The organism is Legionella londiniensis (genome assembly GCF_001467825.1).
In the GTDB taxonomy this organism is placed as follows: Bacteria; Pseudomonadota; Gammaproteobacteria; order Legionellales; family Legionellaceae; genus Legionella_A; species Legionella_A londiniensis.
On record NZ_LNYK01000026.1, the window covers coordinates 1 to 12,681 of the forward strand.

Sequence of the window (12,681 nt, forward strand, 5' to 3'; positions counted from 1 at the left end):
GATTTGCTTAACTTAACTATCGCTCAAAAAAACACAAAAGAAGAAATAGCCTTGCCCCTAAAAGGAAAAAAAAAATAATTTAACAAAACGGGATTTTTTTAACTATTTTGCCGTTGAAAAATTAAGATTAAACCAGAACGTCATTGATGGGATCATACAAGAGTTCCATCAGGTAATACCCCAATGGCGAGAGCTGATTGGTTTCAGTTTTTTATCTCAAGCGATGCAGGAACAAGACCTTCAATTGCTGGATCAACGATGCAAGCGATTAAATTTTTTTGATTAACTGACAGAGCTATGTCGGGCATATAATGAACCCGTTCATCTTTTAAGCGGGGCTGAAAAAGCTTTCTGCGACACTACTGTCCCAGCAATCGCCTTTTTTACTCATGCTACCCACAAAACCATGTTGATTGAGAAGGTCGCGATATTGTCATGGCTCATTTCTTTCAGGGCTATAGTTGAAAGTTGTGTACGGGAGCAATTGAAAATTTTTAACACACTCTATGCAAAAAAATAATTATTTAATCACCATAACTCGATCCGAACAAAGGCTTACTCCTTGACAGCTTGGAGTAAAATAGGCATGATCCAAGTTTTCTGAAATGAATTAGTGGAGATTGTAAGTGGCAAACATTAAGTCAGCTATTAAGCGCGCACGCCAAAACATTAAACGGCGGCAACACAATGCCAGCGCACGGTCTATGTACCGAACCTATGTTAAAAATGTGCTTAAGGCTGTTGAATCCGGTGATCAAGAAGCAGCGCGCGCTGCTTATGCAAAAGCACAACCTGTTATTGACAAGGCTGCTCATAAGGGATTAATTCACAAAAATAAAGCAGCCCGCATTAAAAGCCGCCTGAGTGCCCGTGTTAAGGAAATGGCAGCTTAATTTCTTTTTTCCGTTGCTCTAAGTCCGAAAAAAACCGATCCAGGCTGCTGGATCGGATTTTTTAAGCAGATTTTTCAGCCTAGTCTTCAACCTGTACAGTTATTTTTTTGGCTTTTGTATTCTCTTTTTTCGGGATGGTTATTTCGAGAACGCCTTTCTTATATTTAGCTTTAATCTTTGACTCATCTGTGGACTCAGGGAGAACAAAACGACGATAAAATTGGCCTTGCATGCGCTCAATTCGAGAGAAACCCTCCTCTTCTTCTTTCTTTTCGTACTTGCGCTCACCTTTGATGGTCAGGGTATTATTTTCAAGAGAGACATCAATATTATCCTTCTCAACTCCTGGCAAATCAGCAATGACGATGTATTTGTCATTTTTCTCTTTGATATCGACAGCAGGACTCCACAAATTAGTCTCAGCGCTTTTTCCCTCTTCGTAATCAAAAGGACGTAAAAACTGGTTTAACATGGTATTGAAATAATCTCGGGGCCAAGATTGTTGGTCGCGTTTAATAAGGCTCATTTTTATTCCTCCTTGTAATGAATCGAGTCAATCTACCACTCAGCATGGAAAGGTTTCATATATTTAAATTGCTCAGCGGTATTATTATTTATAGGTCTATTCCCTAAGAATTCAAGTGGTGCGTTTAAATTTTTTTATCCAGCAGATTTTCAATAGAATCAATAACAAAAATTTCACCATGGATAGAGGTTAATATGCTTTGTTCTGCAAATACATGCAGGGCATCCTCCACTATATCCGGAATGATTTCATGAACAGTTTTCAGGGGCTTATCCAGCGTTATGCCATGGGCATGAGAAATTAAAGCACTTTTTTTATCAAAAGGATTGTTATACAAAACAACTTCCAGTGATTTCTGCAAAAGAGGATTGGCATGATCATGGAAATCAGCAACCGCCCCGATTAAAAAAGCTTCCCTGCTATCTAAATATTGTTCAGGGAAGAGATAATAGCCATTTTTATTGTCAAAAATGTTTTCCCCATACACCGGCGCTTTGGCAATGGCCGCGGCATGCAGCTTACGAAAGGAAATAAAGGCAGCGAATACAAATGGGTGATTGATTTGCTGGTACAATCTTTCATAAAAAACCCCAAGGCTTAAGGGCTTTGCAAAATCTATGTCAATCCGATAGCTGGGGCGAGCTCTCAAAGGAACTAAAAAAACACATGTGGTTACAAAATCCTGCCCACTGATCGTCTTCATGTACTCTGAAGATTCTTGATTGGTCACATTGGCAAAACAATACCCATTAACGATCACTGCCTCGCCAAGCGATGAGATATCGATAGGCGAGGCCAATTCAAAACCATATTGATAATCCCTGGCAAAAAACCGGGTATTTGCTAATGCCCGCGGCACATGCCCTGCAATAACATCAGCAACTGAGCCAATATGACCGGCAGTAATGGGTTTGGTATAACAGGGCAACAGTTGTATCTCATGCATCAGTGCCCTCCCCGCGGATCAACAGCCTTAAAGAGATTTTGGTTATCACTGTAATCAATCGGCACATCAATTAATACGGGCTTATCGCTCGCCATTGCAATATGGTATAGTTCCTGAAATTGGTTTGGATCGTTGAGTTCAAGGCCCAAAGCGCCAAAAGACTGCGCAAAGCTCGGTATGTCGATGCCCCCTAAATCAACGCCGCTTTTTCGGTTATATTTCATAAGCTCCTGTTCAAGAACCATATTATAGGAGCCATCGCGCCAGATGTAATGGATAAAATGCAGTCCTTCGCGCACTGCCGTCTCTAGCTCCATAGCACTGAAGAGAAACCCCCCATCACCGGAGATCGAAACAATTTTATCCGAAGGTTTTGCATAATTGCAGGCAATCGCCCAAGGCAGGGCAACACCCAACGTTTGCTGTCCATTACTGAATAACAATTGATGGGGGCGATAAGAAAAAAAGTAGCGCGCCATCCACATATAGACCGTACCAATATCACAGCAAATGGTTACTGAATCATCAACTGCCTGACGCAATTCATAGATAAAACGCAGGGGATGGATGGGTTTTTTGTCATACTCCTTCCCCGACTCGATTGTATGGAATAATTCCTGGCGGGCCTTTTTGATGGTTTTATCCGTAAAGATATCCTTGCGTTGATTAATGACATCTCCCAGCCGGTTAATGCTTGTGGCGATATCGCCGATTAATTCACATACGGGGACATAAGTTGCGTGAACCTTGCACATAGAATAATCGATGTGAATGATTTTCTTATGACTATTGGCATTCCAGACTTCCGGGTCATATTCAACTGGGTTGTAGCCAATTGTAATCACCAAGTCGGCCTTATCAAGAACCTGATCTCCTGGTTGATTTTTAAATAACCCTACCCGTCCAATAAAACAATCCACATATTCTTTTGGAATCACGCCCGCTGCCTGATATGTGCCGACAACAGCAAAAAGCGTTTTTTTAAGAAACTCCCGGATTGCGTGCGCATTATCGGGCCGGCTGGCTTCCATCCCCAATAGCAGAACTGGATTGGATGCTTGATTGATCATCACGGCTGCTTTTTCAATTAATGAATAAGCCGCACCATCATAACGGGGCAACGCGAGAGCAGGAAGCGGAACTTGGGCGGTAGTTTGCTCCAATACATCCTGAGGCAGGCTGATAAAACATGCGCCGCTGGTTGGTGCCGTGGCAATTCTGAATGCATTTTCTATGATTTCAGGAATGTTCTCAGGCAAGCGTGCCTCTACACTGCTTTTTGTGACGCCTTCCATGAGCTTGACATTATCAGCGTTTTGATGCGATTGCTTGAAGCTCATCGCTCGTGGAACATTGCCTCCAATTGCGATGACCGGATCACCTTCTGTGGTAGCTGTTAAAAGTCCGGTTGCCAAATTGGCAACTCCGGGGCCGGAAGTCACTAATATAACGCCTGGAGTGCCGGTTAAACGTCCGTAAGCTGCCGCAATAAAAGCTGCATTTTGCTCATGGCGGCAAACAACCAGTTTGATTTTCGATTCTAAAAGCGCATCAAACACCCGGTCTATTTTAGCTCCTGGAATACCAAAAATATATTTTACGCCTTGTTTTTCAAGGCATTTTACTAATAGCTGCGCGCCATTTAATTTAGCCATAGAAGCTCCTGACATGAGAGCAGTCATTTTTTGATTGGCCGACTGCTCAACTGAAAATACCGGATGAAGTCTTTTGGTGCAGTTGCTCATAAGCACGCTTAGCCGGTATATAATGAGGAAACTCGCGCATGATTCGGTTGAGGATCCTGCGCGACAAAGCTTCATCTCCCCGGTTCCACTCATTCAACGCATCAAGGTACATCAAATCTGCCGGCCGATCTGCCATAACCAGAGTTTGATTTAAAATGACCGGTTCAATGTAGCTTAAGCGTTCTTTGGATTGAGCTTCCAGCCATTGCAACGCTCTTTGTGCCTGTTGGCTGCCATTTTTTTGTGCGAGAAGCAGAAGTTCCCTGGTTTTTTCAAGCTGCCTTTCATCTGCGCCAGCATCATAGTAAAACAAGGCTAATTGATATTGGGCGTAAGGGTTGTTATGGGACGCAAGTTCCTCATACATTTTTTTTGCAAGCTCGCTGTCTTTCTTGACCCCTAACCCATACTGATACATGCGTGCCAACGCAAGTATTGCTTTAGCATTGCCCAACTTTGCCGCTCCTTGGTAATAATTCACTGCTTCCTTAAAATCCAGTTTGGTTGCAACCCCTGTTTCAGATAATAAACCCAGTTGGTAAAGCGCGTCCCGGTTTCCTTGCTTTGCAGCTTTTTTATACCAGTGCAATGCTTTCTGTTCATCACGCGGTCCTGCCAAACCGTTAAAATATATTCCGGCCAACTGCACCATAGCTTGGCTATGATTCAGTCGGGCTGCCTGATAGTAAAGCTGCTTTGCCCTTTCATAATCTACTGGATTCCCTTTGCCAAGTTCATATATCAGGGCCAGATTGTATGCACCAATTGGATTTTCCTGTTTTACTGCCTTTTGATAGGCTACCTTGGCTTCTTGATAGTTATCTTCTACTGTATCAGCAATAAACCCGAGCGCTACTGAGGCTGGTGAGTACTGATTCTGTGCTTTTTCATACCACTCACGGGCTTTGGCATAATCTGGATAAGAACCTTGTTTGCCAAGCTGATAGAACCTTGCCAGCAAATACTGTGCAATGGGCTGATTTTGTAAAGCAGCGCTTAAATACCATTTCTCAGCCTCATTCATATCAGCAGCGCCCCCAAGTCCCTGTTCGTACATATAAGCCAGCTTTAACTGCGCTTCTTTATCGCCTTTTTCAGCAAAATACTGATAAATATGCCGTGCTGCCTTCATTTGCTCATCGTCGCCAGCAAGGGATAAATAATAATCAGCCATCAACAGTCCGGCCTTGCTGTTGCCAAGCGACCTGGCTTTATCCAATTCATCCACAAAATCTTCATTCTGCTGTTTTTTCAGAATGGCAAGATTCAGGTTTGCATAGGCAAATCCTTGGTCTGCTGCCTGTTGAAGCAACATTTTGCCTTTAGCCAAATCTTTATTGATGCCATCTCCCTTGCTGTAATAAGTCCCAAGAATGAAGGCGCTGACTGGATTCAATTCTCCCTGCTGATACCAGTAAAGCGCTTCGCTTGGGTTACGTTCCACTGCAATACCGCGGTCATACAAAAGGCCAAGGAGTAAAGCTGCATGTCCGTTTCCTTTGCCGGCCTCAAGCTTGGCGGCCTGCAACGCCTGTGCCTGCTTGTGTTTGTCTTTTTCCATGGCATTGAAAAAGGCAAGAGGTAAAGCCGCTTCCTGAACCTCGCCGTGTACCGCGCCCTGGTATAGTTTTTTAATCAGCTGTTTGCGCTCTTTTTTAGCGGCAACGCTTATATCCTGCGGTTTTTCTCGCACCAAGATTTCTGCAAGACGATATTGCGCAGGCCCATATTGGTTGGCAGCCGCTAAATAATACATATCGAGCGCTTGTTCTTTGTCGGGCGCGATGACTTCTTCGCCATCAGCATTGCGATACCCCTGCTCATAGATTTTTGCCAACGCATATTCAGCATGATCATTGCCCTTAAAGGCTGCTTCCATTAAAAAACCAAGCGCTACCTTATGATCTGGCTTCATCTCCTTGCCCTCAAGAAAGAGAAGGCCGAGATTGTATTCTGCGCGGGTGTCTTCCTGTTCTGCAGCCAGAAAATAATATTTCATGGCCTTATCAATATTTTTTTCAACTTCTATTCCTTGCTCATACATTTGCCCAAGCCTGAACTGTGCTTCGGCATTACCTAATATGGCTTTTTCAAAAACCTCATCAAACAGGGCGCGCCTTTCAGGTTTGACTTCTTGCTCTGAAAAGTAATAAAGGACATCAAATTCCTGTTCCTCGTTTATGGCAGGATAAAGCGGCTCATCCTGTCTGTAGGTTATGCTGTAGCTTTCAGGCAATAAGGGTTTGATGGGAAGAATCAGTCTGGATGAATCAAAGGCATAACGAGGAAAGCCTGCCTCACTGCCCTTTGTTTTTCCAAGCGATGCAGCCAAAGCATCGTAATATTCGCTGATGTCAATCTGTTTCGGATCAGTCATGACAAAATCCGGCTTATAAAGCGATTCCCGTGTGATTACATCCATTTCCGGCGCTGGGTTATAATTATTTTCTTTTAAGGCATTGGGATTTTTCCATGCACTGAATATTCCCTTTAACTGGTAATCACTGTCGGCAAATGAGTTTTTTTTCCCATTCGTTAACCAGTTAATGGCTTGTATTTTGGCATTGCTTGTTTCGCCTTGGGCAGTTTGCAGAGCCATCTTTTGCCATTCTTTTGCCAAATGTTCATCCTGAGGGACCACTTTGCCTTCCGAATAAAATTTGGACAATGCCAGTTGCGCTTTTTCATAATTATTCTGCGCAGCCTTGAGCATCCATAAATAGCCTTCATGAGTGTCATGAAATGGGGTTTCGGGATTAAGGTACAATTCAGCAAGCGCAAATTGAGCCGGTAAAAATCCATGTGTCGCGGCCTTCAAATACCACTCTTTTGCTTCAGGATAAGCTTTTTGTTCCTTTACCAGATCGCCTAAAGCAAATGCCGCCGGCCAGTAATTCTGATTTGCTGCAAGCTTCATTAAGGATATAGCTTTATCCAAATCCTTTTTAACGTGAATCCCCCTGGCATACAGTTCGCCAAGCTTAAGCTCGGCTAAAGGATTTCCCTGTTCGACTGATTTTTCAAGCCAGATTAATCCCAGTTTATGATTTGAACGGTGGCGGCTTTCTAAAAAATGCTCGGCAAGCGTATATTGGGCGATGGGATCGCCGCTTTTGGCTGCTGCAATGTAATAGCGCCTTGCAAAACCTGGGTTCTTTTTCGTACCAAAACCGAAAATATAAGCTGCAGCGCAATACAATTGCGCTGCGGTATCGTCTGAGTCAGCCGCTTTTTGGAACCAATACAATGCCTTTTCCGGATTATTTTCCTTAAGCAGCGCATAACGCGCCATAATATTTTGCGCAGGCAGAAAGCCGCGCTCGGCCGCCTCCTTAAAATGGCGCAACGCCAAAATATCGTTTTTCAGCTCGCCATATCCATAAAGGCGCATACGCCCCAAATAATAATCAATGACTGGATCTTTTTTATTATTTTGAGTTAATTGATTGGCTGCTTTGTCATAGTTGCCCAGCCGGTAGGCATCCAAACCCTCACCGGCAAATGCCACCTGCATGCTCGTTGCGGCCGCCAAACAAAACCATGGCATCAGTGATTTCATTTAATTCCCCTTATTCATTAACCATCGCTCACCGTCCTTCCCTGATGCTTTCCGGATTAACGAGGGATAATTCCATAGTATACGACTTGGCGAACGGCACCGCTTTTAGAGTTGCTGTCCACCAACCAATGATTACCGCGATTGTTTAAACCAAATGCAACATTAGCATATTCACAGATTTTTACGCTGTCGGCGCAATCCACGATTTTGCCATAGGATGACTTGCCATCGTTTACTGTACACACATATCTCAGTTCTTTTTCGCAAGTAGACAAAGCAGCCCATTGACCACCTTTTATGGTGTGATTGAGATAATAACTGCCTGTACCATCATTTTTGCGCATGTGGTACAAATTGACAGGCTTATCCAGCATATTATAGACAAAATAAAGCGAATTTCTTGTTCCAGCAGCAGAGGGCAATAAATTTAATATTCTCATTTCAAATTTATAGCCCACATCACGGCATCCCAGGGGCGGTGAAGATTCATCATCTTTGGCGTAAACATGAGCCGCTCCAAAGCCCAAGATTAAAACAATCAGGAAGTTTAAAGGTTTCATATTCATTTCGCCCTCAATTTTTGGTTACAGGCCTGACGATAACTTTGGTACCTAAAAAATGATTTTTTTCATTGGAAAGTTCTACAAACTCATGGTTTAACCACTTGGCATCCTGGGTGAACATCCGCACACAGCCATGGCTTGCCCGATAACCCGGTATGTCATCAGACCCGTGAAGCGCCAAACCTTTATGGAAATACATGCAATAAGGCATTTTTGCCCCGCCTCTGCCAATAGGGAAGACATTGGATTTACATTTTTCATTTTCTTTACTGAAAATGCGGTAAATCCCTGTTTTTGTCCGGCAGGTTGGGCTGCTGTTGTCAGAACATTTATCGCTTCCGGATGAAATCGGCCCCCATTTGACCAACCGCCCGTTTTCATCATACGCCCCCCAAGCCAATTTATCCTGATCAACAATAATTTGTTTTCCAGGTTCCTCAGGTGTGATTTTTAAGGGGAAAGGAGAAAAATCCATAATCGTTGCATTTTTCAAATTCTTTGGCACCACAATGGTTTTCCCCGCCCATAAATAATTGTAGGTACGGTTGATGCGCTGGACAATATCGCGCTGCTCTTCATTCGGAAACAGGCTTTGCCAGCTTTGCCCCGATTTTACCTTGATGCATTCAAATTGCGGATATTCGCAAAGACCAGTTCCGTAATAAATTGGCTTGTCAGCAGCTTTTGCTGAGAGAGAAAGCGTGGACAACAAAGCTATCAGCATGGTTTTCTGCCTGTTCATTGCCTTATCCTTACCTTCAGAAGGAATGTTTTTTCCCGATATTCTTTATTCTCGGCAAGGAATAAAAAAAGTTTAGAGCTCTTTTAGGGAAAAGAGTGATTTAAATTGCCTGAGAGATTTTTAAGAATGGAAATGTTGATAAATGCGTTTGGCGAGATTTTGATTTATCCCCGGCACTTTTGCGATTTCTTCAAGCGGCGCGCGCGCCAATTCTCTGAAACCGCCAAAACGGGCTAATAAAGCCTGGCGTCTTTTTGCGCCGATTCCTTCAATCGATTCGAGTGTAGAATCAAGGCTTATTTTTTGTCGCTTTTTACGATGGAGCGTGATGGCAAAGCGATGAGCTTCATCACGTATGTGTTGTAAAAGATGAAGTGCTGGAGAATCGGCGGGCAAAGTCATTTCGGATTGCTCATCTGCAAGAATTAACTGCTCCCATCCCGCTTTGCGCTTTGGCCCTTTGGCAATGCCGAGCAATTTCACCCCATTTATCTTCAATTCAGACAGTACCCGCCCTGCTATGGCTACTTGCCCCTTACCCCCATCAATAATCAGTACGTCCGGCAAATCCCCTTCAATAGTGAGCCGTTTGAAGCGGCGCTCCAAGGCTTGGGCCAGCGCAGCGTAATCGTCGCCGGCGGTGATGCCCTCTATATTAAAACGGCGATAAGCGCTTTTTAAAGGGCCTGATTCGTCAAACACCACGCAGGAGGCGACCGTGCAAGAGCCTTGCGTGTGGCTTACATCAAAACATTCCATGCGTTTGATTTTTTTAGGAAGCGCTAATAATTTAGCAAGAGCCTCATAGCGTTGGTTGCTCATCATTGTTGAAGTTTGATATTCAGCAACGGCCAGATGCAAATTATTCAGTGCGAAATCAATCCAGCGAGCTTTAATCCCCCGCGCTCTCTGTTGAATGACAGTCCGTTTTCCCCTAAGCTCGCTGAGCATGGTTTGTAACGCCCTTTGATCCTCGACTTTATGATTGGTGAGAATTAAAGGAGGGATCCGTTCCGGCATGTCCACATAAAAATAAGATAAAAATGCAGAAAATACCTGCTGCCCCATTGCTTCCTGATCTTCGTTGCAATACTCATAGCCTGTTGGAAGGCTGGGATAAAAACTCTGGCTGCCTTTGACTTCTCCCTCCCGTATAGTCACCCATTGCACACAGGCAAACCCCGGCTCAATCTTCAAGACAATCACGTCCGCATCGCCGCGCAAATGGATCATGCTTTGTTGCTCCTGCACAAGGCGCAAGCTTTTTATCTCGTCGCGCAGCCTTGCCGCTTCTTCAAATTCCAAATCAGCCACAGCCTGGTTCATGCGGGCTTCCAGTTCCTTAAGGATGAGCTGGCATTTGCCCTGCAGGAATCTGGAGGCATCCTGTACCGATTGCCGGTATTTTTCTTCCGAGATATAACCAGTACAGGGAGCGCTGCAGCGTTTGATCTGATATTGCAGGCAAGGCCTTGTACGCGCGCGAAAATACGCATCGGAACAGTTGCGAATCTTGAATACCTTCTGAATGACACCCAAGGTTTCCTTGATGGCGCTGGCACTTGGATACGGGCCAAAAAAGCTGCCTTTTGCAGGTTTTTTCTTGACCCGGACGATTTCCATGCGCGGGAAAGCCTGGTGGCTGCTTAAATGTAAGTACGGATAAGATTTATCATCACGCATCAAGACATTGTATTTAGGCCGCAGTGATTTAATTAAGCTGCTTTCCAGCAATAGCGCCTCTGTTTCACTGCAGGTAACAGTAACCTCAATATCAGCCACCTGATTGATCAGAGAACGAGTTTTCGCACTTTGGTTGCTTTTTACAAAATAACTGCTGACCCGTTGTTTGAGGTTAGCCGCTTTGCCGACATACAGCACTTCCCTCTCTGCATTCAACATTCGGTAGACGCCAGGTTCGCCAGGAAGGTTAGCTAGAAATTTATTCAGGTTTAACAAAATTTTTGGTTTATTCATAAGGTTAAAATCCCAGGATTACAGGCTGTAATCCGGGCTGATGCGACACACCCTAATTATAGCAGCTCATCAGCTGCTATGAGCTGTTTCACTCGGGCGTTCAATTAAACCGTGTTTCATGGCTAAATAGGTCAGTTCAACATCATTTTTGATGGCCAGCTTTTCAAACATACGATAGCGGTAACCATTAATTGTTTTTGTGCTGAGAAACAAGCGGTCGGCAATATCCTGAACGGTCATTCCACTCGTAATCATCAGCATAACCTGCATTTCACGTTCGGAAAGGAGGTCAAAGGGAGTTTCCTGGGGGGCTTGAAGACTATTAATGGCCATCTTTTGCGCGATTTCAGCGCTTAAATAGCGTTCGCCACGATAAACTTTGCGAATGGCTGTTGCCATTTCACTGGCGCTTGATTCCTTGGTGAGATACCCCATGGCGCCAAGCTGCAGCACACGGCTGGGCAAAGGCTCAGCACATATTGCCGTTACTGCGATAACTTTCGTTTGGGGATTTGTTTTTTTTAGGCGGCGGGTGACTTCCCATCCGTCAATTCCCGGCATTTTCATGTCTAAAAGAACAACATCCGGCCGCAGATCTTTCACCAAGGCAAGGGCAACCTCGCCGCACTCTGCCTCGCCGACTACAGCCATATCCTGTAGATCTTCCAGTAATCGTCGAATCCCCATTCGCACCAGAGCGTGGTCATCGACAATTAATATTTTTATCAAACATTGCTCCTTGTCAGCACAACAGATCGCACACAAAAGATGCGTTGATATTATCAAGAGTCATTATTTTTTACAATAAGACGCTCTGCCTGTTGAGATTGGCCAAGAATTGCCTAACAGGCATAGATATGAATATTGGGATTGTTTTCATCGACAGGGAAATAAGGGGGATATTCTCCAAGCGACCTCGCCCGTTTTAGAAATCCCGCTATATCTGAAGTGACGAAATCATACAGTTCTTGATATTCATGGATGACAAAATAAACAGGCTGCAGCATGTCAATACGGTAAGGCATGCGAAAAGCAGCCACCGGTTCAAATAAAACCCGCATTGCCCTGTCACTTTCAACACTGTACACAGTCTCGCTGATGGAAGATAAAATGCCCCCGCCATAGGCACGAAGGCCCTTGGATGTGTATAACAATCCAAATTCTACCGTGAACCAGAATAATCGCTGTAATAAAGGCCAGTCGGCTTCCTGAAATTCCAGCACTTTCAAAGCATAACGATGGACAAAATCCGCATAAACGGGATTGGTTAACATCGGGCAGTGGCCAAAGAGTTCATGGAAAATATCCGGCTCTTTCACATAATCAAGTTCTTCTTCACTGCGAATAAAAGTAGCTGCCGGAAACCGCTTTTCAGCTAAAAGCTCGAAAAAAGCGCGGGCAGAAATTAAAGCGGGAACAGGAGCGACCTGCCAACCGGTCAAAGCCTTCATCCGCTTGCTGATATCTGGAAGTTGCGGTATGCGGTCTGCGGTTAGCTTCAAGCTTTCCAATCCCTGTAAAAATTCATCGCAGGCGCGCCCCGGCAATAATTTACGCTGTCTTTCAAATAAAATTTGCCAAATGCGGTGCTCGGCATTGGAGTAATTCACCATGCCCTGCTCATCGGGTTGATGGGAAACATAGCGGCTGACAAATTCCATGGGAACTCCTCAAGTGGCCTTGGCAAAGATATAGGTGGTCATTATATAGTTTAGTTTATCTCTATAAAA

General features: G+C 44.3%; 10 protein-coding genes and 1 pseudogene. 1 reads left to right on the forward strand and 10 read right to left on the reverse strand.

Translation table 11 applies throughout. The features are described 5' to 3' along the window. Positions 1–308: 308 nt before the first annotated feature. A pseudogene (locus Llon_RS11445) lies at positions 309–433 on the reverse strand (IS3 family transposase); the annotation flags it as partial. Between the two features lie 193 nt (positions 434–626). Here Llon_RS11445 and rpsT point away from each other — a divergent pair. Beyond that, complete coding sequence (gene rpsT, locus Llon_RS08515; protein WP_058529648.1) at positions 627–893, forward strand: 30S ribosomal protein S20; 267 nt, start codon at positions 627–629, stop codon at positions 891–893. A gap of 79 nt (positions 894–972) precedes the next feature. Here the strand turns inward: rpsT and Llon_RS08520 are convergent, their stop codons facing one another. The 9 genes from Llon_RS08520 to phhA all read right to left on the reverse strand — a co-directional run bounded on the left by Llon_RS08520 (position 973) and on the right by phhA (position 12,612). Further along, complete coding sequence (locus Llon_RS08520; RefSeq protein ID WP_065238310.1) at positions 973–1,419, reverse strand: Hsp20/alpha crystallin family protein; 447 nt, start codon at positions 1,417–1,419, stop codon at positions 973–975. Between the two features lie 124 nt (positions 1,420–1,543). Further along, entirely contained in the window at positions 1,544–2,365 is an 822-nt protein-coding gene (locus Llon_RS08525) for a hypothetical protein (RefSeq protein WP_058529649.1), read from the reverse strand. Further along, complete coding sequence (gene alsS / locus Llon_RS08530; protein WP_237758299.1) at positions 2,365–4,020, reverse strand: acetolactate synthase AlsS; 1,656 nt, start codon at positions 4,018–4,020, stop codon at positions 2,365–2,367. The genes Llon_RS08525 and alsS overlap by 1 nt, the downstream gene beginning before the upstream one ends. A gap of 46 nt (positions 4,021–4,066) precedes the next feature. Beyond that, positions 4,067–7,669: an SEL1-like repeat protein gene (locus tag Llon_RS08535; RefSeq protein WP_058529650.1), complete on the reverse strand. Its 3,603-nt coding sequence runs from the start codon at positions 7,667–7,669 to the stop codon at positions 4,067–4,069. Positions 7,670–7,725: 56 nt separating this feature from the next. Further along, complete coding sequence (locus Llon_RS08540; protein ID WP_065238311.1) at positions 7,726–8,235, reverse strand: endopeptidase IV; 510 nt, start codon at positions 8,233–8,235, stop codon at positions 7,726–7,728. Positions 8,236–8,242: 7 nt separating this feature from the next. After that, a complete protein-coding gene (locus Llon_RS08545) occupies positions 8,243–8,956 on the reverse strand; it encodes a L,D-transpeptidase (protein WP_058529708.1) in 714 nt (237 codons plus the stop codon). Between the two features lie 138 nt (positions 8,957–9,094). Continuing rightward, the gene (gene uvrC / locus Llon_RS08550; protein WP_058529651.1) at positions 9,095–10,951 is read right to left on the reverse strand and encodes an excinuclease ABC subunit UvrC; all 1,857 of its coding nucleotides are present in this window, start codon (positions 10,949–10,951) and stop codon (positions 9,095–9,097) included. Between the two features lie 69 nt (positions 10,952–11,020). Continuing rightward, positions 11,021–11,680, reverse strand: coding sequence for a two-component system response regulator LetA (gene letA, locus Llon_RS08555; protein ID WP_058529652.1), 660 nt, complete (start codon positions 11,678–11,680; stop codon positions 11,021–11,023). A gap of 113 nt (positions 11,681–11,793) precedes the next feature. Further along, the gene (gene phhA, locus Llon_RS08560; RefSeq protein WP_058529653.1) at positions 11,794–12,612 is read right to left on the reverse strand and encodes a phenylalanine 4-monooxygenase; all 819 of its coding nucleotides are present in this window, start codon (positions 12,610–12,612) and stop codon (positions 11,794–11,796) included. Between the last annotated feature and the right edge of the window lie 69 nt (positions 12,613–12,681).

Coding starts and splice junctions, on each gene's coding strand:
- Llon_RS08520 (WP_065238310.1), bottom strand. CDS start 1,419: ATGAGCCTTATTAAACGCGACCAACAATCTTGGCCCCGAGATTATTTC.
- Llon_RS08525 (WP_058529649.1), bottom strand. CDS start 2,365: ATGCATGAGATACAACTGTTGCCCTGTTATACCAAACCCATTACTGCC.
- alsS (WP_237758299.1), bottom strand. CDS start 4,020: ATGGCTAAATTAAATGGCGCGCAGCTATTAGTAAAATGCCTTGAAAAA.
- Llon_RS08535 (WP_058529650.1), bottom strand. CDS start 7,669: ATGAAATCACTGATGCCATGGTTTTGTTTGGCGGCCGCAACGAGCATG.
- Llon_RS08540 (WP_065238311.1), bottom strand. CDS start 8,235: ATGAATATGAAACCTTTAAACTTCCTGATTGTTTTAATCTTGGGCTTT.
- Llon_RS08545 (WP_058529708.1), bottom strand. CDS start 8,956: ATGCTGATAGCTTTGTTGTCCACGCTTTCTCTCTCAGCAAAAGCTGCT.
- uvrC (WP_058529651.1), bottom strand. CDS start 10,951: ATGAATAAACCAAAAATTTTGTTAAACCTGAATAAATTTCTAGCTAAC.
- phhA (WP_058529653.1), bottom strand. CDS start 12,612: ATGGAATTTGTCAGCCGCTATGTTTCCCATCAACCCGATGAGCAGGGC.